This window comes from Pyrobaculum ferrireducens (assembly GCF_000234805.1).
GTDB classification, from domain to species: domain Archaea; phylum Thermoproteota; class Thermoprotei; order Thermoproteales; family Thermoproteaceae; genus Pyrobaculum; species Pyrobaculum ferrireducens.
The window spans coordinates 190,512-210,489 of record NC_016645.1; the positions used below are offsets into that span (position 1 = coordinate 190,512).

At 57.7% G+C, this 19,978-nt stretch carries 26 protein-coding genes; 16 read left to right on the top strand and 10 right to left on the bottom strand.

Annotated features, from left to right (window positions below; genetic code table 11):
- Positions 1-68 precede the first annotated feature (68 nt).
- Genes rpl3p through P186_RS00990 form a run of 3 tightly spaced genes read left to right on the top strand, consistent with a single transcriptional unit; the run spans position 69 to position 2,198 of the window.
- A complete protein-coding gene (rpl3p, locus tag P186_RS00980; protein ID WP_014287502.1) occupies positions 69-1,085 on the top strand; it encodes a 50S ribosomal protein L3 in 1,017 nt (338 codons plus the stop codon).
- Between the two features lie 22 nt (positions 1,086-1,107).
- Complete coding sequence (gene rpl4p, locus P186_RS00985; RefSeq protein WP_014287503.1) at positions 1,108-1,956, top strand: 50S ribosomal protein L4; 849 nt, start codon at positions 1,108-1,110, stop codon at positions 1,954-1,956.
- A complete protein-coding gene (locus tag P186_RS00990) occupies positions 1,953-2,198 on the top strand; it encodes a 50S ribosomal protein L23 (RefSeq protein ID WP_014287504.1) in 246 nt (81 codons plus the stop codon). Before rpl4p ends, P186_RS00990 begins: the two co-directional genes overlap by 4 nt.
- A 79-nt stretch (positions 2,199-2,277) precedes the next feature.
- Here the strand turns inward: P186_RS00990 and P186_RS00995 are convergent, their stop codons facing one another.
- Positions 2,278-2,637 (bottom strand): hypothetical protein, encoded by a 360-nt coding sequence (locus tag P186_RS00995; RefSeq protein ID WP_148682577.1) that lies wholly within the window; start codon positions 2,635-2,637, stop codon positions 2,278-2,280.
- 30 nt (positions 2,638-2,667) lie between these two features.
- Complete coding sequence (locus tag P186_RS01000; protein ID WP_014287506.1) at positions 2,668-3,204, bottom strand: exosome complex RNA-binding protein Csl4; 537 nt, start codon at positions 3,202-3,204, stop codon at positions 2,668-2,670.
- A 54-nt stretch (positions 3,205-3,258) separates the two neighbouring features.
- Between P186_RS01000 and P186_RS01005 the strand changes: the two genes are divergently transcribed.
- From P186_RS01005 to P186_RS01030, 6 genes are read left to right on the top strand one after another with little or no spacing between them, the layout of a single operon-like run.
- Entirely contained in the window at positions 3,259-3,846 is a 588-nt protein-coding gene (locus tag P186_RS01005; protein WP_014287507.1) for a DUF2067 domain-containing protein, read from the top strand.
- Between the two features lie 18 nt (positions 3,847-3,864).
- Complete coding sequence (locus P186_RS01010; RefSeq protein WP_014287508.1) at positions 3,865-4,134, top strand: DNA-directed RNA polymerase subunit L; 270 nt, start codon at positions 3,865-3,867, stop codon at positions 4,132-4,134.
- Positions 4,131-4,796, top strand: coding sequence for a ribosome biogenesis protein (locus P186_RS01015; protein WP_014287509.1), 666 nt, complete (start codon positions 4,131-4,133; stop codon positions 4,794-4,796). Before P186_RS01010 ends, P186_RS01015 begins: the two co-directional genes overlap by 4 nt.
- The gene (locus P186_RS01020) at positions 4,793-5,542 is read left to right on the top strand and encodes an apurinic/apyrimidinic endonuclease family protein (protein ID WP_014287510.1); all 750 of its coding nucleotides are present in this window, start codon (positions 4,793-4,795) and stop codon (positions 5,540-5,542) included. The genes P186_RS01015 and P186_RS01020 overlap by 4 nt, the downstream gene beginning before the upstream one ends.
- Positions 5,543-5,579: 37 nt before the next feature.
- Positions 5,580-6,770, top strand: coding sequence for a S8 family peptidase (locus tag P186_RS01025; RefSeq protein ID WP_014287511.1), 1,191 nt, complete (start codon positions 5,580-5,582; stop codon positions 6,768-6,770).
- A gap of 60 nt (positions 6,771-6,830) precedes the next feature.
- Entirely contained in the window at positions 6,831-8,078 is a 1,248-nt protein-coding gene (locus P186_RS01030; RefSeq protein ID WP_014287512.1) for a 3-isopropylmalate dehydratase large subunit, read from the top strand.
- An 82-nt stretch (positions 8,079-8,160) separates the two neighbouring features.
- On the opposite strand, the gene argF is transcribed toward P186_RS01030, so the two are convergent.
- Positions 8,161-9,078, bottom strand: a complete 918-nt coding sequence (argF, locus tag P186_RS01035; protein WP_014287513.1) for an ornithine carbamoyltransferase — start codon at positions 9,076-9,078, stop codon at positions 8,161-8,163.
- Positions 9,079-9,133: 55 nt separating this feature from the next.
- Positions 9,134-10,564, bottom strand: coding sequence for a homocitrate synthase (gene lysS, locus P186_RS01040; RefSeq protein ID WP_148682578.1), 1,431 nt, complete (start codon positions 10,562-10,564; stop codon positions 9,134-9,136).
- 69 nt (positions 10,565-10,633) lie between these two features.
- Between lysS and P186_RS01045 the strand changes: the two genes are divergently transcribed.
- Positions 10,634-12,421: a phosphoadenosine phosphosulfate reductase domain-containing protein gene (locus tag P186_RS01045; RefSeq protein ID WP_148682579.1), complete on the top strand. Its 1,788-nt coding sequence runs from the start codon at positions 10,634-10,636 to the stop codon at positions 12,419-12,421.
- Positions 12,411-12,881, top strand: a complete 471-nt coding sequence (locus P186_RS01050) for an archaemetzincin family Zn-dependent metalloprotease (RefSeq protein WP_014287516.1) — start codon at positions 12,411-12,413, stop codon at positions 12,879-12,881. The genes P186_RS01045 and P186_RS01050 overlap by 11 nt, the downstream gene beginning before the upstream one ends.
- Positions 12,882-12,900: 19 nt before the next feature.
- On the opposite strand, the gene P186_RS01055 is transcribed toward P186_RS01050, so the two are convergent.
- Positions 12,901-13,182, bottom strand: coding sequence for a hypothetical protein (locus tag P186_RS01055; RefSeq protein WP_014287517.1), 282 nt, complete (start codon positions 13,180-13,182; stop codon positions 12,901-12,903).
- Positions 13,183-13,220: 38 nt separating this feature from the next.
- Between P186_RS01055 and P186_RS01060 the strand changes: the two genes are divergently transcribed.
- Positions 13,221-14,042 carry a PaRep2b protein gene (locus tag P186_RS01060; RefSeq protein WP_014287518.1) on the top strand — a complete coding sequence of 274 codons (822 nt, stop codon included), beginning with the start codon at positions 13,221-13,223 and terminating at the stop codon, positions 14,040-14,042.
- Between the two features lie 145 nt (positions 14,043-14,187).
- Here the strand turns inward: P186_RS01060 and P186_RS01065 are convergent, their stop codons facing one another.
- Together P186_RS01065 and P186_RS13720 are read right to left on the bottom strand one after the other, a co-directional pair.
- On the bottom strand, positions 14,188-14,472 hold the full coding sequence (locus P186_RS01065) for a hypothetical protein (protein WP_014287519.1): 285 nt from the start codon (positions 14,470-14,472) through the stop codon (positions 14,188-14,190).
- Positions 14,462-14,614: a hypothetical protein gene (locus P186_RS13720; protein ID WP_158307119.1), complete on the bottom strand. Its 153-nt coding sequence runs from the start codon at positions 14,612-14,614 to the stop codon at positions 14,462-14,464. The genes P186_RS01065 and P186_RS13720 overlap by 11 nt, the downstream gene beginning before the upstream one ends.
- Positions 14,615-14,831: 217 nt before the next feature.
- On the opposite strand from P186_RS13720, the gene P186_RS01070 reads away from it, so the two are divergent.
- Entirely contained in the window at positions 14,832-15,230 is a 399-nt protein-coding gene (locus P186_RS01070; protein ID WP_014287521.1) for a hypothetical protein, read from the top strand.
- A 5-nt stretch (positions 15,231-15,235) separates the two neighbouring features.
- Here P186_RS01070 and P186_RS01075 read toward each other — a convergent pair whose 3' ends face one another.
- Entirely contained in the window at positions 15,236-15,721 is a 486-nt protein-coding gene (locus P186_RS01075) for a 3-isopropylmalate dehydratase small subunit (RefSeq protein ID WP_148682580.1), read from the bottom strand.
- Positions 15,722-15,787: 66 nt separating this feature from the next.
- Here P186_RS01075 and P186_RS01080 point away from each other — a divergent pair, with 66 nt between their 5' ends.
- The 3 genes from P186_RS01080 to P186_RS01090 all read left to right on the top strand — a co-directional run bounded on the left by P186_RS01080 (position 15,788) and on the right by P186_RS01090 (position 19,337).
- Positions 15,788-16,963, top strand: coding sequence for a homocitrate synthase family protein (locus P186_RS01080; RefSeq protein WP_420835143.1), 1,176 nt, complete (start codon positions 15,788-15,790; stop codon positions 16,961-16,963).
- Positions 16,953-17,930: an isocitrate/isopropylmalate dehydrogenase family protein gene (locus P186_RS01085; protein ID WP_014287525.1), complete on the top strand. Its 978-nt coding sequence runs from the start codon at positions 16,953-16,955 to the stop codon at positions 17,928-17,930. Before P186_RS01080 ends, P186_RS01085 begins: the two co-directional genes overlap by 11 nt.
- Positions 17,931-18,086: 156 nt before the next feature.
- On the top strand, positions 18,087-19,337 hold the full coding sequence (locus P186_RS01090) for a Glu/Leu/Phe/Val family dehydrogenase (RefSeq protein ID WP_014287526.1): 1,251 nt from the start codon (positions 18,087-18,089) through the stop codon (positions 19,335-19,337).
- Here P186_RS01090 and P186_RS01095 read toward each other — a convergent pair.
- Positions 19,334-19,540 carry a hypothetical protein gene (locus P186_RS01095; RefSeq protein ID WP_014287527.1) on the bottom strand — a complete coding sequence of 69 codons (207 nt, stop codon included), beginning with the start codon at positions 19,538-19,540 and terminating at the stop codon, positions 19,334-19,336. The two genes, P186_RS01090 and P186_RS01095, sit on opposite strands and share 4 nt — an antisense overlap.
- Positions 19,541-19,568: 28 nt before the next feature.
- Complete coding sequence (locus tag P186_RS01100) at positions 19,569-19,955, bottom strand: putative metallopeptidase (RefSeq protein WP_014287528.1); 387 nt, start codon at positions 19,953-19,955, stop codon at positions 19,569-19,571.
- Between the last annotated feature and the right edge of the window lie 23 nt (positions 19,956-19,978).

Here is a 19,978-nt window from a genome sequence, read left to right on the forward strand (position 1 = left end):
CCACCGAATTGCGTATTTATAGATTGGTGGAGTTTGAAAGTTTATAAACTAGGCCGTTGCGGGGCGCTATGGGTCTTAAGATTAATAGGCCGCGCCGCGGCTCGATGGGGGTGTACCCGAGGAAGCGCGCCGCGGATATCGTGCCCAGGGTGCGCAACTGGCCAGATGTAAATCTTGGCAGGCCCACGTTGCTGGGGTTCGCGGCGTATAAAGCCGGGATGGTTCACGCAGTGGTGGTGGACGACAGGCCCACCAGCCCGCTCTACGGCAAGGAGGTGGTGAGGGCGGTTACTGTGCTGGATGCCCCGCCGCTTTACGTCTGGGGGGTGAGGCTCTACACCCTAGACCCGGCAAACGGCTACCGGCGCGCAGTGGCTGAGGTCTGGTCTGCGGAGTTGCCGAAGTACCTCCATAGGGTTTTGACACTGCCGGAGAAGGTGGATGTGGAGAAGCAGATGAAGAAGCTGGAGGAGTTTAGAGACGTAGCGGTGGACGTGAGGGCTCTAGTCGCGATGCAACCCCACCTCTCTGGCATCGGCAAGAAGACCCCCGAGCTGTTGGAGATACCGGTTGGGGGAGTGCCGAGCATAGATGAGAGGATAAAATACGCCGTCTCTCTACTCGGCAAGACCGTGTCGCCCAAGGATGTGTTTACGGCGGGTCAGCTTGTCGACGTGATTGCAGTTACCAAGGGGAAGGGCTACCAGGGCGTCGTTAAGAGGTTTGGCGTCACCATCCTGCCCCGTTGGCATAAGCACAGGAAGGGCCACAGGAGGACCGGCACCATAGGCCCCCAGGCTCCGGCTTTGATGTTTACACAGCCGAGGCCCGGCCAGATGGGGTTCCACCAGAGGACTGAGTATAACAAGAGGCTGTTGAAAATCGGCGAGAACGGTGCCGAGATTACGCCGAAGTCCGGCTTCCTCCACTACGGAGTGGTGAAGGGGCCGTACATCCTCGTGCAGGGCAGTGTCCCCGGGGCGAGGAAGAGGCTGGTGGTGCTTAGGTACCCAGTGAGGCCGCCTCGCAAGGCGCCGCCCGCCGCGGAGCCGCAGGTGGTTTGGGTAAGTTCACAAAGTTTATAAACGGGGCGCAACAGGCGCAGTGATGAACGAGGTGTTGCTTAAGTTTAAGTTGCTGGATCTCAGCCCCTATCTACAGCCATTGCCGGAGGGGCCTGTGCGCAAGCTGAAGGTATACGGCCCGGACGGGGCCTACGTGGCGGATATAGACGCCCCCATACACTTCCTAGAGCCGGTTCGGCCGGATTTAATCAGGAGGGCGTATCTAAGCGCTCTGAGCGCGCGGTTCCAGCCAAAGGGCGTGTACGAAGGCGCCGGCAAGGAGCACAGCTGTGAGTCGTTCGGCGTGGGGCTTGGGATAGCCAGAATTCCGCGGTACAAGGGCTCTCTCTGGCCCAGGGGCTGTTTTGCCCCCAACACCAGAGGCGGCAGGAGGGCCCACCCGCCTAGGGTGGAGAAGAAGCTCCACGAGGAGATTAACAAGAAGGAGAAGAACTTGGCTATTAGGTCGGCCATCGCGGCCACGGGCTACAAGTCGTGGGTGGCGGCGAGGGGCCACGTGGTTGACAAGGTGCCGGCGCTTCCGGTCGTGGTTACGGGAGACGTGGAGAAGATAGGCAGGGCGAGGGAGGCGAGGAAGTTGTTACAGGCGCTGGGGCTGTGGCTAGACGTCGAAAGGGCCGCGGAGGGGGTTAAGATTAGGTCTGGCAAGGGCAAGATGAGGGGGAGGCGGTACAAGGAGCCCAAGAGCGTGTTGGTAGTGGTCTCAGACGCGAAGGCGCCTCTGGTGGCGGCTGTGAGGAATTTCCCAGGCGTCGACGTAGTCGCTGTGAATAACCTAAATATGCTGGTTCTCGCGCCTGGAGGCGTCCCGGGGAGGCTGACCCTCTGGACTGTCCCGGCTGTAGAAAAACTCGGCGGGTTGTTCTTATGATTAGGAGGCTGGTTGTGACGGAGAAGGCGCTGCGGCTCGCCGAGAAGGAGAACAAGATTACCCTAGTCGTTGAGAGGGACGCCACCAAGAAGCAGATAGCGGATGAGGTGAAGAGGCTCTACGGCGTCGACGTAGAGAAGGTCAACACTGTGATAACGCCACGGGGCGAGAAGAAGGCCTATGTGAAGCTAACCAAAGAGCATAACGCAATGGATCTCCTCAGCAGACTCGGCGTGTTGTAACCTTTGATCAGTTCGTGGGTTCCTCTTCACCAATCCGAACTAAAGACCTGCATCACCTCTATCTCCCTCCTGCCCTCTATTATATTTTTCTGAGGAGTCTGAGCCACGTGGCTATAGACTCGCCGCCTGCTACATATTTATTGCGTATTAGCCAGTACTGTGTCGTTAACCCGTTGTGGACTAGGTAGGCGGCGAACATATTTACCAAAATCTTGGCCTGCCCCCTCCTCACGAGCCCCTTGACGTACTGCTCGGGGTAGTCTCTAGCGACTGGGTTGCCCCTCTCAGCCGCCTCTCTCGCCCTTATCGAGAAGAGCTTCACACCCACCTCTCTTAGCCACTTTTCGAATTTCTCTAACTCGGCGTTGAAGGCCTTTGCGATGTCTGTGGAGGTAAACTGGCCCCAGTACTGCTTGAGTTCTTTTAAAATAGACTCCACCAAGTCGATAGTTTAGTGTTTTTATAAAAGTTACGTGGAATAGTGCCCTATTGCCATCTTTCTCTTAACCTCCACACCGCAGTTGGGGCAGTACAGCGCGGAGCCCCTCCTCCTCAGTACAGATCCGCACCTGGGGCAGCGGGACAGCACCACGCCGTAGGTGGGGCCTCTTATAGAGACGACGATGGGAGGCCCGCGTGTTGACACAACTCTCCCTCTTATGTAGTCTCCTATGCCCACCTCGCCGTCTGAGAAGAAGTGCGGCAAGACGCCGGATACTATATATTTCAGCTCAGAGGGCCCCCTGCCCTCCTCAACTGCGAAGCATCTCAACTGGTAGGCCCTCCTCCCCTCGCCGGTGACCTGGCAGTAGACTACGGAGCCCGTCTGCGGAATCGCGGGCGGCCTCACCGGCTTTACAACGGCCGTGTGGGTCTTCTCGTCGTACGCCGCGACCCCCAGCGCCGCGGCTATGTACCGGTAGTCGACGGCGTACACCGCGCCCTTTGTCTCAAACTCCTCGGCGTATGCCACCAGCTCGCCTGGCGTCACTATTATCTTCCTCATGGCTTGTCTTCATCGGCTTCTTTAAATTTTTAACCCCAGCCCCGTGGGGAGTAGGTGTATTTAACTCTGTCTTTCAAATTCCGAACGAGAGAGGAGGTGGAGCGCTTCCTCACACTGCTGGAGAGACACGTGAAGACGCCTTACTTAGTGAACACGCGCCTTACACACGTCTACATCCAGCTGGAGGGCGACGCCAGGGAGCTTAAAGACGCCGCCGCCGTGGTGAAGAGCTTGGCGGGCCTCGCCAAGGGCGCCCGGCGAAGTCTCCAAATCCCCCTCCTTGTGTTGTTTAGAGATGCGGAATTGGTGAGGCCTGTGCCCCCCGACGCAGTTGCAGACGCCCTATCTGCGACGGGGCGCCCCTCCACAGTCCGCGGAGACGTCCTAGTAACATCCGCCAGCTACGAGGAGGTGCTCTCCACAGCTGAAAAGCTGTCAAGGCTGTATGAAGAGGCTGAGAAGCTACCGCTCACCCCCCAGGCCAAGAAGGTAGCCGTTGTCTACGCCTTCGCAAAGGGTCTGCCGGTGGAGAAGGCAGTAGAGGAGCTAGTAAGCGAGGGGTTTTTGAACAGAGGCGGAGTCATCAGCTTGAGGTACAGACTGGAGGAGGCTAGGCGTATGCTTCAATCAAAATTTAAATAAGTCTAGGTGGTTTGAGGCGTGTTGCAGATCGAAATCCTGAAGCTAGATGACCGCTACCTAGAGATCAAGGCCAGGGGGGACACGTACACCCTATTCTCCCCCCTCGTGGAGTACCTCTCAAACGACCCCGACGTGGAGTACGTGCAGTTCGACGTAGATCACCCCCTGCAGGAAAACGTATACTTCAAAATAAAGATGAAGAGGGGCAACCCGCTAGACGCTGTGCAGAGGGCGGTAAATGCGATACTGTCCGACCTAGAGGAGCTGGAGAAGAGCTTCTTTTCGTGATCCTGGTCTTGGCCGAGTCTGCCCTTGAGCTCGTGCCGAGGGAGCTCTGGCGGCACCCGGCGGTGCTGGCAGACGCCAGGCGGAGGGGGAAGAGGCCCGGCGAGATTTTGCTAGACAGGGCGAGGCACCACCCAGCCATGTCGGGGCTAGTCGACGCTGAGAGGAGGGGGAGGCCCGACATAGTCCACCAAGTTCTGCTGGTCTTCCAGTACAGCCTCCACACGAGGAGGGGCATGGGGAGGGCGTATATACACACACGCGACGGCTACGTAATAGCTGTGGACCCCAGAGCCCGCATTCCCAAGAACTACAACAACTTCGTCTCACTTGTGGAGCAGCTATACGCCCTCGGGAGGGTGCCCCCGCGGGGTGAGCCGCTTATGGAGCTCCGCAGAGAGGGGCTGGGGGACCTCCTAGGCGAGTTGGGGGGTAGGTGGGTTGTGTTTCACGAATCCGGCTCGAGGAAGCCCCTCTACGAAATAGGCGTCGATGTGCTAAACTCCGTAGTGGTGGTCGGCGGCTTTCCACACGGCGATTTTGAAAACAGGTGGCTGTTGGAGAGGGCCGCGGCTAGATACAGCCTCGGGGAGGAGAGTCTAGACGCGGCTCAGGTAGTCTGCAGAGCGGTTGCGGCGGCTGAGGCGGCGGCGGGGCTGGTATGAAGTTTCAGGTATATCTAAAGCGGCGGGGGAGGTGGAGGGAGTTCTTGAGGCTGGTGAGCGAGCGGGGCGCCCCCCTCGTCCTAGACACCGGGCCGCTGGACACCTCCCGCTCCCCAATAGCCGTTGCGGTGGAGCTGGAGGAGACGCGGCCAGAGGCGCTGGTTCTGCCGCCGGTGTCCATAGAGAAGCTAGACTGGTACGTAATGCTTGCAGACGCGCTGGAGGTCAAGAGGCTGGTTATCCCGCCGCCCCCCTCCCTCGAAGACATTGCCAGATTCTACGACAGGGCCGTGGGGTACGGCGTGGAGGTCAACTGGGTATATGGAACGCCGCCGATGACGAGGATAAAAGACGTGGAGACGGTTGCCCGCCAGGTGAGGACCACCGCCGCTAGGATAGTGTACGACCCCGTGAAGGCCCGCGGCGTCAAGGAGATATACACCTCCCTCATCGCCCTCAGCGGCTACATAAGAGAAATCTACCTCTCCAACAGGAGGGGGGAGAGGGGGCCCCGCCTCCCGCCCTTCAACCCCATAGGCAGGATAAACTTCGTAGAGATCCTCCAAGTCCTCCACCTAATCCAGTGGGAGGGCAGACTCACCATTAGACAAGCGCCTCAGTACTTCAACGAGCTGGATCTACAGCTGAGGATAGGGGCGGAGGTCCTCGACACCGCCAGAAACATCGGCGTCTCCAAGAAGGTCCAAAAACGCGTATCTGCAATCATTAATGAGTTAATGACCTGACACAGCAATATATAAAACTGTGGACATTCCTCCTTCCATGTCGTCTAAAGTAGTGGTGCTCGTGGCGATAGTGTTGCTGGTGGTCTTCGCCCACGCCGCCCGGATAGTAGTTGGATACGTCGACGCGCCCCCCACTAAGGAATTGGCAGAGCTTAACAAGACGGGGGAGGTGAAGATGCTCAAGCACCTAAAGGAGATAAAGGCGGTTGTGCTCAACGTGCCCGATCACAAAGTCAAGGAGCTTAAAGACAAGCTGAAAAACGCGAGGTACGTAGAGGAGGACGGCGTCGCGCGTGCAGTGGGCTTCGGCGACTATGCAGACGTTCAGTGGAACGTCAAGATGGTCAACGCCCCCTTGGTGTGGGACAACTACTTCACCACGCTTAGAGACGCGGCGTTTGGCTACGGCGTAACCGTGGCGGTTCTGGACACGGGAATCGACTACAAACACCCCGAGCTGTACGGCAAGGTGGTGTACTGTATCTACACGGTAGGTACAAGGCTGTACAAAGGCACGGATCTAAGGAACTGCGCCGATAGAAATGGACACGGCACCCATGTGGCGGGCATAATCGCCGCCTCGCTGGACAACACAGGCGTGGCAGGCGTGGCGCCGAAGGTGAGGTTAATGGCTGTGAAAGTCCTCAGCGACTCGGGCTCGGGCTACTACAGCGATATAGCTGAGGGCATAATCGAGTCTGTAAAGGCCGGCGCGAAGATACTCTCCATGTCTCTCGGCGGCTCGGCGGACTCCTCAGTGCTGAGGGACGCCTCGTACTGGGCGTATCAGCAAGGCGCGGTGCAGGTGGCCGCCGCCGGAAACTCAGGCGACGGCAACCCCGCCACAGACAACGTCGCGTACCCCGCTAGGTACAGCTGGGTCATAGCGGTAGCCGCCGTGGATCAGAACTACGCCACGCCCACGTGGAGTAGCGACGGTCCTGAGGTAGACGTGGCGGCCCCCGGCGTGAACATACTATCTACCTACCCCGGCGGGAGATATGCCTACATGTCTGGCACCTCCATGGCTACGCCGCATGTAACAGGTGTCGTGGCGTTGATACAGGCGCTGAGGCTAGCCGCGGGGAAGCCCATGCTCACCCCAGACGAGGTCTACCAAGTAATCACCTCCACAGCCAGAGACATCGGGCCGCCCGGCTTTGACGTCTTCACGGGATACGGGCTGGTAGACGCCTACGCCGCCGCCACCGCCGCACTCAGCCGCTGAGAGAAACCCCACCATTTTTCACCTGAAGACAACTTTTTATATAGAAATCTACGGGGCTATATGCCAACCTGGACCGAGTACATATTCTACAAAAAAATTGGCCGCGTCCCCTCGCCAGGTGACGTCGTCGAGGTGGTGCCGGACCTCGTGGGGTTCCACGACTTGACTGGCTACCACGTTCTCGAAGTCCTGGAACACATGGGGAAGGTGGAGGTCTTCGATAAGGGCCGCGTAGTGGTGGCCTTTGACCACCTCTCGCCGGCGCCTAACCAGAGGGCGGCGGAGATCATGGTCTACATAAGAAAGCACGTCAAGTCGCTGGGCCTACCCAACTTCTACGACGTGGGGGGCGGCATACTCCACCAGATAATACTGGAGAAGTACGCGCTTCCGGAGCAGGTGATCTTCGCCGCCGACAGCCACACCAACACCGCCGGCGCCGTGGGCGCCTTCGCCCACGGCATGGGGGCCACGGACATAGCCGCCGCGCTGAAGCTCGGCAAGACTTGGCTCGTGGTCCCCACGCCTTTTAGAGTAGACGTGGCTGGGGAGTTCCCCCCGGGCGTGGTGGGGAAGGACGTGGCTCTGCACCTACTGGCCCAGTTCGGGGCGGAGGGCTTCAACGGGTACTCGGTAGAGGTGTTTGTAGAGAAGCCAAAGGCCTTCCCAATGGACGACAGGGCGACCGTGGCCAACATGTCCACTGAGATGGGCGCCGACGCCTTGATGTTCATCCCAGACTCAGTCACCGCCAGCTATCTGAAGACGGAGAGAGGAGTGGACTACACCCCGCCCAGCATAGAGCCCGGCAAATACGCCGACAAGTACACGGTGGAGCTCGGGAGGCTTGAGCCGCTGGTGGCCGCGCCATACAGCGTAGACAACGTAAAATCCGTGAGGGAGGTGGAGGGCGTGGAGGTGGACCAGGTGTTTATAGGTAGTTGCACCAACGGGCGGCTCAGCGACGTGGAGATTGCAGCCAAGATTCTGAAGGGCCGTCGGGTGAAGACCAGATGCATAGCCATACCCGCCAGCTACGAGATATTCAGGAGGGCTATGAAGCTCGGCTACATAGACGTCTTGACAGAGGCAGGTTGCGTAGTAACCTACGGCACTTGCGGCCCCTGCCTCGGCGGACACTTCGGCGTCGCCGGGCCTGGCGAGGTAGTGGTGACGACGAGTAATAGAAACTTCAAGGGGAGGGTGGGCCACCCCGACTCTAAGGTATATCTAGCAAACCCCGCCGTCGCCGCCGCCGCGGCCGCCGAGGGGAAGATAGTAGATCCAAGACCGTACCTCAGAAGTTGAAAGCCCCATCAAATTAAATACGTAGCCCCGCCGCGCCCCACCCATGTGCCCGACGCAGTTGCGGTGGCAGAGCGCCCCGGCCTTATTTTAGGAGGTAGGCGAAGACGGCCTTTGCCGTGTGCATCCTGTTCTCCGCCTGGTCCCAGACGGCTGACTGGGGGCCGTCGATGACCTCGTCTGTTACCTCCTCGCCTCTGTGGGCCGGTAGGCAGTGTAGGAAGACGGCCCTCCTCCCCGCGATATCCATCACCCTCTGGTTGACCTGGTAGGGCTTCAGAAGGCGCTTCCTCTCCTCCGCCTCCTTCTCAAAGCCCATGGAGACCCAGACGTCTGTGTAGACCCCGTCCACATCGGCCACCTCGTTTATCGAGTCTGTGAAGTAGATCCTGCCCCCGGTCTTGGAGAGGTCCTCGGCGAGTTCGTCCACCAGCTTCTGGTTCCACAGTTGCTTCGGCCCCACCAGCCTCACCTCCCAGCCCAGCTTGGCGCCTACAACCGCGAGGCTCGTGGCTACGTTGTTAGAGACGTCGCCTACAAAAGCCACCTTGACGTGGTGGAGCCGGCCGGCTCTCTCCCACAGCGTCAAGGCGTCTGCCAGGGCTTGGAGTGGGTGGTGTCTGTCGGACAGCGCGTTTATCACCGGTATAGAGCTGTGGCGAGCCATCTCCTCAAGAGTCTCGTGTCTATATACCCGGGCGGCGACGGCCGCGGCGTACCTCGACACAACCCTCATGGTGTCTGCGATGGTCTCCCCCCTCGCCAGCTGGAGCTCGCTCGGCGTGGTGTACACCGCCTGCATCCCCAGCTGAGCCGCCGCCGCGGTGAGAGACAGGCGGGTCCTCGTGCTGTGCTTCTCAAAATAGAGCAGTACAATTCTCCCTGGAAACAGAGGCGTGTAGACCTCCCCAGCCAGATACCGCGTCTTGAAATCTCTCGAGAGGCGTAGTAGGTACTCCACCTCATGCGGGGCGAACTCCATAAGCGTCAGGAGGTGCCTCATAGAGAGACAAACCCCCGGCTATTAAAAACGTTGATATGTATAGAAACCCTGTCCGCTATATAGTATGGGAGTTGACAGGTAGCTCTTTTAGAACTAGGCTTGTCAGCGTCGCCGCCACGCCCTTGATCTCTCTTATGTTTTCAATCACGCGGTTTAGCTCCTCCGCGTTTTCGGCGACAACCTTCACCACCACGTCGTAGTCGCCGGTGATCTCAGATACAGACACCACATTTTTCAACGCGGCGACCCGCCTAGCCACTGACGTGGTGTAGACGTTGTTCGCCACCTTCAGCCAGACGAAGGCCTCTATGTGTCTATTTACAATGGCCTTGAACTTCATATTTGTGACCCTCTCCAGAATCTCCAGGAGGTCCTCGTCTCTAAGTCTGGGCACGTTGCTCCTCTTTACCTCCTCCACAACCTTGTCGACGACATCCGGCGGCACGGAGATGCCCAGCCTCTCCAGGCGGTGCTGGACTGCCTTCCTCCCGCTGTACTTATCCAGGGAGAAGTCTCTAGCCCTCCCGACGACCTCCGGCGGGATGGGCTCGTAGGTCTCCGGGTTGGACAGCACACCTGCCTGGTGCACCCCCGCCTTGTGGGTAAAGGCGTTTTCCCCAGACACGGGGAAGGTGGGCATCAGCGTGATGCCGGTGGCCGCCTCGACCATGGCGGTGATCTCCGGTAGCTTTTCAAGCTTCACCAGCTTGACCCCCTTGTGGTAGTAATAGGCGGCGGCGAAGACCTGCAGAGGCGTTATGCCCGCCCTCTCCCCAAGGCCGTTGACTGTGGTGTGCACCACGTCGGCCCCGCCCTCGACCGCCGCGAGGCTGTTGGCCACAGCCATGCCGAAGTCGTTGTGGGCGTGTATGTCTAACCCCACGTCGGGCACCGCGGCCTTCACCTTGGAGAAGTACTCCCGCGCCCTCTCCGGCGTGAACACGCCCACGGTGTCTGCTATGCTCACCCTGTCGGCCCCGGCGTCCCGGGCGATCTTCACCACCTGTATAAGGTAGTCTAGGTCAGCCCTAGACGCGTCCTCCGCCGTGAACCTCACAGACACTCCGTGGGCCTTCACCAGGGACACCATGTCTGCGATTATTGAGAGGGCCTCCTCTCTCGTCTTCCGGTGCTTGTACTTCAGGTGGATGTCGCTCACGCCGTAGAACACCGCCACCCGGTCGGGCTCCAGCGACGCCGCCGTCTCCAAATCCTGCTTAACCGCCCGGCTGTGCACCACAATCTCGCTCTGGATGACCCCCTCCTTCTTCAGCTGGACAATCCTCTTAATGGCGGATTTAATGTCGGGGGCGACGTTGGGATCCCCCACCTCGATCATTCCAACGCCGATGTCGGACAGCGCCTTGGCGATTCTAACACGCCACTCTTCTGAAAATACGACGCCCGGCGTTTGCTCGCCCTCTCTCAGAGTGGAGTCGAGGATCTTGACCCTTCTTTCCCCTGGTGCATAAATGGCGAAATCCACCTATTTATAAACCTTCGCCACGTATATAGAGTAGCTATAAAGCTTAATTTATACAGCTCGTATCTCCAGGTGCCTCTCTGGTGGTGCGAGGATTTAAACATCCCGGTGCTGGACCCCAAGAGGGCGGCGGATAGATGCAACGGCTTTATAGAAGTTAGGCTGACCCAACCGGCCGACCCGAGGCCGGCTTTCCCCGCGGATATAGCCATTACGAGAGAGGCAGTGGCCAACGAGCTGGGGGACTGGGAGCTCGCGGAGGTTCTGGTGCCCGGAGACGAGGTGGTTCTCTTAAACAAGATACCTGGCTACGCCGATCAGGCCGACGAGGTGGTGGTGAGGGGGAGGCTCATCGGCCACAGGTTTTACGACGTGTTGGAGGGCCGGTGGAGGTTCAGACCGCTGTACGAGGGGGTGGCCACGGCTCTAGACATGAGGAGGGGGTACTGGGCTGTTGTCGACATGGCTGATCTCCCGGAGGGATACGACATACATCCGGAGAGGGTGGTGGAGGGGCGCCTGCCGGAGGAAAAGTTTAGACATGTGGCGGTGGCCACCGCCGACGGCAGGACGCACGGCGTCGCGAAGCTCTTCCGGGGGAGGCGGCTCCACGTGGTCAAGTCGTGGCGGGCCAGGAAGCCGCTTCCGCCGGGGAGGCCCTCTTCTCTAGCCGAGGCCGCGGAGTTCAACCGAGAGTATATAGAGGCGAAGGCGGCTGAGGCTGTGGAGTTTATAAAATCCGTCGCGGCGAAGTACAGAAAGCCGGTGGTCGTCTCCTACTCCGGCGGGAAAGACAGCCTAGTCGCGCTTGACTTGACGGCGAGGAGCGGGGTGGCTTTCCTCATCTACTTCAACGACACGGGGCTGGAGCCCCCCGAGACTTATGAAAACTTGAAGGTGGTGGCCGAGAGATACGGCGTCGAGGTCGTCACCGGGTCGGCGGGAACGCGGTTCTGGGAGGCCATGGAGAGGTTCGGCCCGCCCGCGCGGGACTACAGGTGGTGTTGCAAGGTTATTAAGCTGGGGCCCACGGCTGAGGCTCTCAAGTCGAGGTTCCCCGAGGGCTACATCAGCGTGGTTGGGCAGAGGGGGGCCGAGTCTCTCCAGAGGGCCAGGCTCCCCAGGGTGTCTCCAAGTAGGTGGGCCGCCGGCTCCATAGTGGCGGCGCCTCTGCAGGACTGGACGGCGCTGGAGGTGTGGCTCTACATATTCCTCCACAAGCTTCCGTACAACAAGGCGTATGAGAAAGGCTTCGACAGGCTGGGATGCGTGGTGTGCCCCGCGAACGAGCTGGCCGAGCTGGAGCTTGTGAAGAGGAGCTACCCAGAGGTTTACGACAAGATGGAGAAGGCGCTTAGGAGGCAGTACAGCGAGGAGGAGATCCGGTGGGGGCTCTGGAGGTGGCGGGGGAGGGTGCCGGGGGACATGGCCAGGTGGGTTAAGAACTACGAGGGCAAGCCGTTGCCCGTCAGAATAGAGGGCGGCGGCGGGGCGTTGAAAATACATATCGACGGCGAGCCGAATATGGAGACGCTGGGGGAGTTGCTGAAGATGATGGGGAGGGTTGAGGGCACGGCGGTCCACACAAAGAAGGGCGTCGTCAAGCTGGAGAGACTGGGGAGGCTGTGGCTTATCCACGGCGTCGACAGAAAAACCGCGCTGGACGCCGCCGGCCTACTCGTGAGGTCTGCCATATGCGGCGACTGCGACCTCTGCGTGAGGTGGTGCCCCACCGGCGCCTTGAGGAGGACAGGCCCCGGCAGATCCTTCAAGGTGGACGAGAGCAAGTGCATCGGCTGTCTTATGTGTAGCGCCGCGTGCCCCGCCGCCCAGTACCTCGTCTATAGAAATGAGGCCTAGGCTAGTGGTGGCGGCCCCCCCAGGCGTGGGGCCGCTGGAGGTGCCCGAATTCGACGTGGAGTGGCGCGCCGCGGAGATCCCATATACGAAGTTTATAGAGCCCGCGAGGGGCCAGTGCAGAGCAGATAAACTCGTCGCCGCCCTGTCCAGCGGCGTCGCGGAGCCCACCGTCTACGTCGTGGACTGCGACGGCTACTACCCGGGGCTGAACTTCGTCTTTGGCCTCGCGGCGCCCGCCCTTAAGACGGCCGCCGTCTTCACGGCCAGACTCAGAGGGCCCCGGTTCGAGGAGAGGCTAGTAAAAGAAATTACACACGAGGCAGGACACCTATACGGCCTCGGCCACTGTCAAAACCCCAGATGCGTAATGCACTTCAGCAACTCGTTGCTTGACACAGATTACAAATCTCCTTTCTTCTGTGATAATTGTAGAAGACGTCTACTGAGGTCTCTTAGGTAATTAACCCTAAATGCGTGAATTATCCCCTCCTTCTCGCACCCCTCCCCTTCTTGACTCCCAGCTTTCCCTCTCCCTCCATCACGGCTTTGTACATCAAGACTGCGGGTTTTAGAGAGGGGAGTTGGCTTGTTGGCACCAGCCAGCCGCTGGCCAGCTTCGCCTCGCCCTCCACGAGGCCCCTCTCCACGGCCCGCTTCACAGCGCCGTGTATCGCCTCTATACATGAGCTACTACCTCCGCATGTGTCGTACGCCACTCTAAACGCAGATCCCATGGGCGAAATCGAGGAGAGCCACTCCACAAAAACCTCTAGAGCCGTATCTAGCGGCTCTTGAGCGTATGCTTAAAGAGGTGAAGAGCGATGAACAGATTTATTCAAAGGTTGAGAAGATGGCCGACATGGCGAGGGCGGAGAGGGTAGGAGCGCTGGTGGAGGGATTCACCGCAGAGGGCGGGAGGCCAAGGGCTAGGCTGGTTGTCGAGGCGGACGGCGCGGCGGCGGAGTATCCGATAAGCCTAGGTGAACACAACGCAGTAAGGCTTCGCCTCGACACCACCAACCGCGAGGAGGCCGAGCGGAGGGCGGCGGTGCTTAGGGCTACTGGGGTGAGGGCTGAGGTAGGTAAATACTACCACAAATCGCTAGGCCGCGACATGTGGTACATAAACGTCTCAACAAACGCCCTAGCCGCCGAGTCTGTGCACGAGGCGGTTAGAAAGGCTGTGGCTGAGTTCCTTCTGTGGTGCAGAGAGGTGGGCGTGTTGGCGGAAGACGCCTACAGACGCCTAGCCGCGAAGTTTGAGAGGGGCATGCCGGAGTGGGGAGAGGTAAAGTTCTCCGTAAAGCTGACAGAAGACGGCGCCGTGGTAGTACAATATAGACCCAACGACCCCCAGTCCTTCAGCAAGGTGGTGGAGTTTCTGCGGGGGCTGGGCATGCGGGATAGATGCGAAGGCGACTGGTGCATAGTACACTTCACCGCTAGGGAGCCGGAGGGGGGCAGGCCGGGCTACGTACGCATTACCGTAGACGGCCTTAAGTACATCGGGTGGCTCGCCCTACACGGAGATGGCGAGGCGAGGGAGAAGGCCCAGCGGCTGAAAGAAATGCTCCTAAGAGAAGCCGAGGCGAAGGGTGTGGAGGTGCGTAGGCGGCTATAAAATTTAAAGCATAGTAGGCCTCGGTAGAAGTTAAACCTATGACTCTCGATATTTCAGATTCTAAGACACAAGCTACATTGTTTACATACTCATATATCTCGTTGACCCTCTCAGCTACTTTATGTGAAATGCCCCTAGGCATGTATTATCTCAGCTCTATCACCCACCTCGTCTCATCTAATTTTTTCAGCACGTAAGTACCGTCAGGCATTAAGTCCTTCTTGATTGGAATAAGCAATGTTCTGTAAGACAGTATTGCCTGTTTGCAGTTATCCGACGTTTTTCTCTCGCTTAGTTCAATTACTATTATCCTGTCAACGCGGCCTATACAATAGTAATACTTCAGCCAATCTACGGCATTATCCAAAAGCTTAACTTTAAGCCTTGTACCTTTTTTTGTGGCAAATAACAGAGATATGTTACTCTGCATATTTGCTCTTCAATAGCTCTATGCATTCCTCTTTATGTCTTTCACATAGTTCCAATAAGGCCTCTATTTTCTTAGATGCTGAGAGATTCCCCAACTCCCTCAGTTTCTCATACACTTTCTGAGAAATCCCCACACTTTTCATAAGAGACGAAAGAAAAAGCAACATTTAAGTTTTTCGCTTTACTAATTCTCAAAAAGTTGGTTAATATTGTCTATTATTTCGCTTTCGGGGTAGTGAACGGAGTAGCCAGACATACCGTTTTCGAACATGGCAAACGGAGGAATACTTCCGGGAGGGAGAGCAGTGGGGCTCCGTAAAGCCGCCTTTCGAGAAGGAGGTTGAGGTAGAGGGCAAGAGAGTGAAGGTATGCGTCGAGGAGGTAGAGGCTGGCGTAAAGCAAAGCAAGACGAGGGAGCACCTAGTCGTTAAGATAAGGGCAAGGGTGTTCGAGGAGGGGCAGGGGGTGGCTGTGGAAAAGAGTAGCGAAGTTACATTAGAAAAGGATGCGAGTTTCTTCAAGATCACTGACGGCATGATCTATGGCTATGTAATTATACGCGGCGACACAGAGAAAGAGCGCGAGGCGGACTACGCGAGGACGGCAACTGTGCTGAAAACCCTGGGGATAGAGGGGTGGTCAGTCAGTAAAGAAGGGGGAAAGCTGAAAAAGATACGCCTCACCGGCGGCGCCCTAGACACCCTCATGCGCATAGAACCCGTATGCGCCGCCATGGGCATATGCCAAAAACCAAAATGAAATGTCTACTGAGGTCTCTTTAGATAGCTGAGGAGTCCCCCTGCTTTCAGTATCTCAAGAGGCAGGCCTCTCAGCGGTTTGCCCACTACATCCTCGCCCGTCGTCAGGTTCTTCACAGTCCCGCTTTCCACATCGACCTCTAGCTCGTCTCCCTCCCTGACCCTCTGCCTTATTCCGGGCGCTTGGAGGACTGGGAGCCCCACGTTGACGGCGTTTCGGAAGAATATCCTGGCGAAGCTCTCCGCCACCACGGCCAGCACCCCGGCGCCCTTTAGGGCGATGGCAGCTTGTTCCCGCGATGAGCCCATGCCGAACGCCTTGCCGGCTACCAAGACCGCGCCTTTCGCTTTCTTGGGGAACTCTGGGTCGAGTGGCTCCATGGCGTGTTGGCCCAGCACGGCTGGGTCTGTGTACACGAGATATTTAGCAGGGATAATGACATCTGTGTCGATTTTGTCGCCGTATGTAATTGCCCTCCCTCTAATCTTCATAGAGTGGCTAATGGGCGTGGGTATATATACATTCCTTGTGGGTGATATATAAGAGGAAAGATTTATATAGATGCAGATTTAGGCACATATGGCTTCGGGGCTCGTACAATAAGGATCTTCGATACAACTCTGAGAGACGGCGAGCAGATGCCCGGCGTCGCCTTATCCCCCGGCGAGAAGCTCCAGATCGCCTTGGCGCTGGACGAGGCTGGTGTGGATATGATTGAGGCGGGCTTCGCCGCCGTTTCGAGAGACGAGAAGATGGCGATTAGGCAGATCTCTAAGGAGGTTTCCACCGCAAAGGTAGTCAGCCTAGCCAGGATGTCTAAAGCCGACGTGGACGCCGCGTTGGATGCCGACGTGGACATGGTCCACGTATTTATCGCGACTTCCGACATCCATCTGAAGTACAAGCTAGGCATCTCCAGGGAGGAGGCTCTTAGGAGGATAGAGGAGGTGGTGTCCTATGCGAAGTCCCACGGCGTGGAGGTCTTGTTCAGCGCGGAGGACGCGACGAGGAGCGACTTGGAGTACCTGGCGGAGGCTTATAGGAGGGCCGTTGAGGCGGGGGCTGACGAGATAAACGTGCCCGACACCGTGGGGGTCATGACCCCCAGCAGAATGGCCTACTTGGTGAGGTACCTAAAGGAGCGTCTGCCTCCTGTGCCTATGCACGTGCACTGCCACGACGACTTCGGCATGGCTGTGGCCAACACGGTCACCGCCATTGAAAACGGCGCGGACGTGGCGCAGGTTGTGGTTAACAACTTCGGCGAGAGGGCGGGCAACGCGGCGCTGGAGGAGGTGGTGGCGGCGGTGCACTACCTCCTGGGCTTGAGAACTAACGTAAAGCTTGAGAAGCTGTACGGGCTGTCTCAGCTGGTTTCTAAGCTGTTCGGCGTGCCGGTCCCGCCTAACAAGGCGGTGGTGGGGGAAAACGCCTTTAGCCACGAGGCGGGCATCCACGTACACGGGGTGCTGAACAACCCCTTCACCTACGAGCCCATGAGGCCCGAAGACGTTGGCAATAAAAGGAGGATTGTGCTGGGCAAGCACTCGGGCCGGCACTCAGTGGCGTGGGCGTTGAAGAACATGGGCGTGGAGCCGAGCGACGAGCTGGTGGACTACGTGCTGGACGCCGTCAAGGAGCTGGCTGTGAGGAAGGTCAGAGTCGACGAGGTGGTGCTTAGGGAACTCGTGAATAGATATAACCGGGGAGTTTCAGCGACTCATGCCGTATAGACTACTGGTAATCCCCGGCGACGGCATCGGGCCGGAGGTTGTGGAGGCGGCTATGCATGTCATAAGGGCCGCGGCGTCTAGATACGGCGTTGAGTTTGAGATAAAGACGGGAGAGGCTGGCGACGTTGCTTTGAGGAAATACGGCGCCGCGATGCCGCAGGATGTTTTGAAACTCGCCGACGCCGCCGACGTCATTTTTAAAGGCCCTATCGGCGAATCTGCCTACGACGTGACTTCGCTAATTAGGATGCGGTACACCCTTTACGCAAATATCAGGCCGGTGAAGAACCTGCCCGGCGTGCCTGCGGTCAAGGATATAGACTGCGTGTTCGTCAGAGAGAACGTGGAGGACGTGTATGTAGGCGCCGAGTATAAAGTGGGGGGCGTCGCCATTGCGCTTAAGGTCATTACCGAACAAGGCACGAGGCGCGTGGCGAGGGTGGCGAGGCGCTACGCCGAGGCGCGGCGGCGGAAGGTGACTGTCGTCCACAAGGCCAACGTGCTGAGGATCACAGACGGCTTTTTTAGAGACGTGGCGCTGGAGGAGCTGAAGGGGCTTGAAGTTGACCAGATGTACGTCGACGCGGCGGCTATGGAGCTTGTGAGGAACCCCGCGAGGTTCGACGTGGTTTTGACGACCAACCAGTACGGCGATATATTAACCGACCTCGCGGCGCAGGTGGCCGGGGGGATAGGCCTAGCGCCGAGCGGCAACATCGGCGACTATAAGGCCATGTTCGAGCCTGTGCACGGGGCGGCCTTCGACATCGCCGGCAGGGGGGTGGCCAACCCCATCGCCACAATACTCTCAGCCGCCTTGATGTTTGAATGGCTTGGGAGGAGAGACGCCGCCGAAGCCATAAGAAGAGCTGTTGAGAAAAGTTTAGAGGCTGGTATAAAAACTCCAGATATTGGTGGCAGAAGCTCAACAATAGAAGTAGGGAAGTATATTGCATCAATTCTATAGTACGGAAGAAGTTACTGCGCAACTTGTTGAACATTCGCAGTAATTTTCCGTCTCGTTGCTGTGCGAATTTCATATATTTTCAACGCCACGCAGTATAAATATGGTATATATATATGGTTTGTAAATATTTATTAACACATCATAATATGTCTCAATATGGCGGAAAACGGTAAATTCCTTAGCTACGTGCTTCAAAACTTGAAGAGAGGGGTTGAGCTCGGCGGCTTTCCAGAGGACTTCTATAAAATAATTTCTAAGCCGAAGAGAATACTCCAAGTCTCTATCCCTGTGAAAATGGATAACGGCAGGTACGAGGTGTTTGAGGGTTATCGTGTTCAGCATTGTGACGTTCTTGGTCCTTTTAAGGGTGGTGTTCGTTTTCATCCTGAGGTTACTCTTGCCGACGACGTGGCTTTGGCTGTTTTGATGACGCTTAAAAACAGCCTCGCGGGTCTTCCCTACGGAGGGGCTAAGGGGGCTGTTAGAGTTGACCCCAAGAAGCTCTCCCAGCGGGAGCTTGAAGAACTGTCGAGAGGCTACGCCAGAGCCATAGCCCCGCTGATAGGAGACGTGGTTGACATCCCAGCCCCAGACGTGGGGACAAACGCCCAGATAATGGCATGGATGGTAGACGAATACTCCAAACTAAAGGGCTACAACGTGCCCGGCGTATTCACCTCCAAACCCCCAGAGCTCTGGGGAAACCCAGTAAGAGAATACGCCACAGGCTTCGGAGTGGCGGCGGCGGCGAAGGCGGCGGCCGACAAGCTGTGGGGTGGGATCGAGGGTAGAACTGTCGCCATCCACGGCGCGGGAAACACGGGCGCATGGGCCGCCTACTGGCTGGAGAAAATGGGGGCGAAGATCGTAGCGGTGTCGAATACCAAGGGGTCTGTCTTCAATAAGGTGGGTATACCTGCCGACGAAATTTTGAAAGTCTATACGCGCGAGAAATCGATACTGGAGCTTGAGGGGGAGAAAAGCGAGAGTACAGATCTCCCGCTCTATGTAGAGGCCGACGTGCTTATTCCTGCTGCTATTGAGAATGTTATTCGTGGGGATAATGTGGGTGGTGTTAGAGCTAGGGTTGTGGTGGAGGGGGCTAATGGCCCTACTACGCCGGAGGCTGAGCGGGTTTTGTACCAGCGGGGTGTCTTGGTGGTGCCAGACATCCTTGCAAACGCCGGGGGGGTGGTGATGTCCTACTTGGAGTGGGTGGAGAATCTCCAGTGGTATATATGGGACGAGGAAGAGACTAGGCGCAGGCTGGAGTCTATAATGACCACCAACTTCAACCGGGTATACCAGAGGTGGGAAAGGGAAAAGCAGTGGACTATGAGAGACGTAGCGATAGTCACAGCCCTAGAGAGAATATACAAAACAATGAAAACAAGAGGATGGATCTAGTCCACGGTGGGGGCTATAAGCTCGATTAGGTCTTTCGGGCACTCTGTCTCGAGGATTTCCCGCGCCCGCTCGCCTACTTTCTGAGTCACGAGGCCTTGTTTATACAGCTTGTAGAGCTGGTATACAGTTCTGCACTTCAACGTGAGGTCTGCTGTGAATTTCTCCACAGCGGCTTTCAGCCTGGCGTCTGCGAGGTAGTACACGTATTTCGTTGCCTCGTGTTTTTTAAGCCTATAGTTGCTTTTTGAGAGAGGGAAAGTCGTCGCATTTAAAAAGCTTGACGTATCTCCTGTAGTCCCTCCAGAAGTATCTATTGTGTGGCCTCAGCGCCCCGCTACCTGTAGAGGGTATGTGCGCCAGCTCATGGGCCACAGCCCGGACCCTCGCCTCGCAACTAAGCTCTGCGAAGTGTCTCAGAAGCTCCACGACGTAGAGGGGGCGTAGCCCGTAGACTTCCTGAAATATCTTGTTTAGCCCCCAGATCCTCGCCACAGCCCGGGAGCGGGAGTTGGGATTGTAGACCACCGCGATGTCGACACCGAGCAGGTGACCTATGCCGTGTCTCACAACGGCGTTTTTTAGATCTGTCTCCACCTCGGCGAGTCTGATATAAGCCACGTCGCGCGCCAGATAGTAGGTTA

Bases quoted from the DNA above. Each gene is read 5' to 3' on its own strand.
- rpl3p (WP_014287502.1), top strand. From the start codon at position 69: ATGGGTCTTAAGATTAATAGGCCGCGCCGCGGCTCGATGGGGGTGTAC.
- rpl4p (WP_014287503.1), top strand. From the start codon at position 1,108: ATGAACGAGGTGTTGCTTAAGTTTAAGTTGCTGGATCTCAGCCCCTAT.
- P186_RS00990 (WP_014287504.1), top strand. From the start codon at position 1,953: ATGATTAGGAGGCTGGTTGTGACGGAGAAGGCGCTGCGGCTCGCCGAG.
- P186_RS01000 (WP_014287506.1), bottom strand. From the start codon at position 3,204: ATGAGGAAGATAATAGTGACGCCAGGCGAGCTGGTGGCATACGCCGAG.
- P186_RS01020 (WP_014287510.1), top strand. From the start codon at position 4,793: ATGAAGTTTCAGGTATATCTAAAGCGGCGGGGGAGGTGGAGGGAGTTC.
- P186_RS01025 (WP_014287511.1), top strand. From the start codon at position 5,580: ATGTCGTCTAAAGTAGTGGTGCTCGTGGCGATAGTGTTGCTGGTGGTC.
- P186_RS01030 (WP_014287512.1), top strand. From the start codon at position 6,831: ATGCCAACCTGGACCGAGTACATATTCTACAAAAAAATTGGCCGCGTC.
- argF (WP_014287513.1), bottom strand. From the start codon at position 9,078: ATGAGGCACCTCCTGACGCTTATGGAGTTCGCCCCGCATGAGGTGGAG.
- P186_RS01050 (WP_014287516.1), top strand. From the start codon at position 12,411: ATGAGGCCTAGGCTAGTGGTGGCGGCCCCCCCAGGCGTGGGGCCGCTG.
- P186_RS01060 (WP_014287518.1), top strand. From the start codon at position 13,221: ATGCTTAAAGAGGTGAAGAGCGATGAACAGATTTATTCAAAGGTTGAG.
- P186_RS01065 (WP_014287519.1), bottom strand. From the start codon at position 14,472: ATGCAGAGTAACATATCTCTGTTATTTGCCACAAAAAAAGGTACAAGG.
- P186_RS13720 (WP_158307119.1), bottom strand. From the start codon at position 14,614: ATGAAAAGTGTGGGGATTTCTCAGAAAGTGTATGAGAAACTGAGGGAG.
- P186_RS01075 (WP_148682580.1), bottom strand. From the start codon at position 15,721: ATGAAGATTAGAGGGAGGGCAATTACATACGGCGACAAAATCGACACA.
- P186_RS01085 (WP_014287525.1), top strand. From the start codon at position 16,953: ATGCCGTATAGACTACTGGTAATCCCCGGCGACGGCATCGGGCCGGAG.
- P186_RS01090 (WP_014287526.1), top strand. From the start codon at position 18,087: ATGGCGGAAAACGGTAAATTCCTTAGCTACGTGCTTCAAAACTTGAAG.